Source organism: Candidatus Symbiopectobacterium sp. NZEC127 (assembly GCF_025962675.1).
Lineage (GTDB): Bacteria > Pseudomonadota > Gammaproteobacteria > Enterobacterales > Enterobacteriaceae > Symbiopectobacterium.
This window is the reverse complement of sequence record NZ_JAGFPG010000016.1, coordinates 1-1,241: the sequence shown is the minus strand read 5'-3', so window position 1 is coordinate 1,241 and position 1,241 is coordinate 1. Positions and strand designations below refer to the sequence as shown.

The window sequence follows — 1,241 nt, the reverse complement described above, 5'->3', positions numbered from 1 at the left end:
ACCGAGACGTTCTTGACCTCTACCGTCTTGCCATTGACGTCGGTAAACACCAGATCCACGGTTTTTTCGCTGCTGGTGCCGCTCACCGGCGTCGCCGTCGACTCGCTGGTATTGATAAATCCGTCATCGCCGGCAAAGTGCTCGATATCGACACTCGGGCCGGTGACATCCAGGGTGGAGTTGGCGGTATCGTGCGCCTGATTGCCCGCCGGGTCAGTGGCGGTAGCCCTGGCTTCCACCTTGCCCTCCGTCAGGCTGCTCAGATCGGCGTTGGTGCTCCACTTGCCGTCCACCACGCTGACATTTTTCACTTCAACGGTCTTGCCGTTGACGTCGGTAAACAGCAGATCGACGGTCTTCTCGCTGCTGGTGCCGCTGACTGGCGTCGCCGTCGACTCGCTGGTATTGATAAAGCCGTCATCACCGGCAAAGTGCTCGATATCGACGCTCGGTCCGGTGACGTCCAGCGTCGAGTTGGCGGTGTCGTGCGCCTGATTACCGGCTGGGTCAGTGGCGGTAGCCCTGGCTTCCACCTTGCCTTCCGCCAGACCGCTTAGATCGGCGTTGGTGCTCCACTTGCCGTCCACCACGCTGACGTTCTTGACCTCTACCGTCTTGCCGTTGACATCGGTAAACACCAGATCGACGGTTTTTTCGCTGCTGGTGCCGCTGACCGGTGTGGCGGTGGACTCGCTGGTATTGATATAGCCATCGTCGCCGGCAAAGTGCTCGATATCGACGCTCGGGCCGGTCACGTCCAGCGTCGAGTTGGCGGTGTCGTGCGCCTGATTACCGGCCGGGTCCGTAGCGGTAGCTTTGGCTTCCACCTTGCCTTCCGCCAGACTGCTCAGATCCGCCGTGGTGCTCCACTTGCCGTCCACTACCGATACGTTCTTGACCTCAACCGTCTTGCCATTGACGTCGGTAAACACCAGATCAACCGTCTTCTCACTGCTGGTGCCGCTGACTGGCGTGGCTTTGGATTCCGCGGTATTGATATAACCGTCGTCGCCGGCAAAGTGCTCGATATCGACACTCGGGCCGGTCACGTCCAGCGTAGAACTGGCGGTGTCGTGCGCCTGGTTACCGGCAGGATCGGTCGCCGTGGCCTTGACGTCCACCTTGCCCTCGGCCAGATCGCTCAGATCGGCCGTGGTGCTCCATTTGCCGTCTACCACGGTCACACCGGTTACCGTAACGACCTTGCCGTTCACGTCCGTGAACGTCAGATCCACCGTCTT

General features: G+C 60.4%; 1 protein-coding gene. It reads right to left on the bottom strand.

Going from position 1 to position 1,241, the window contains the following annotated elements; genetic code table 11:
* Positions 1–1,241: Ig-like domain-containing protein (locus J5069_RS23630; RefSeq protein ID WP_264646104.1), on the bottom strand; the 1,241-nt coding region annotated here is incomplete at both ends.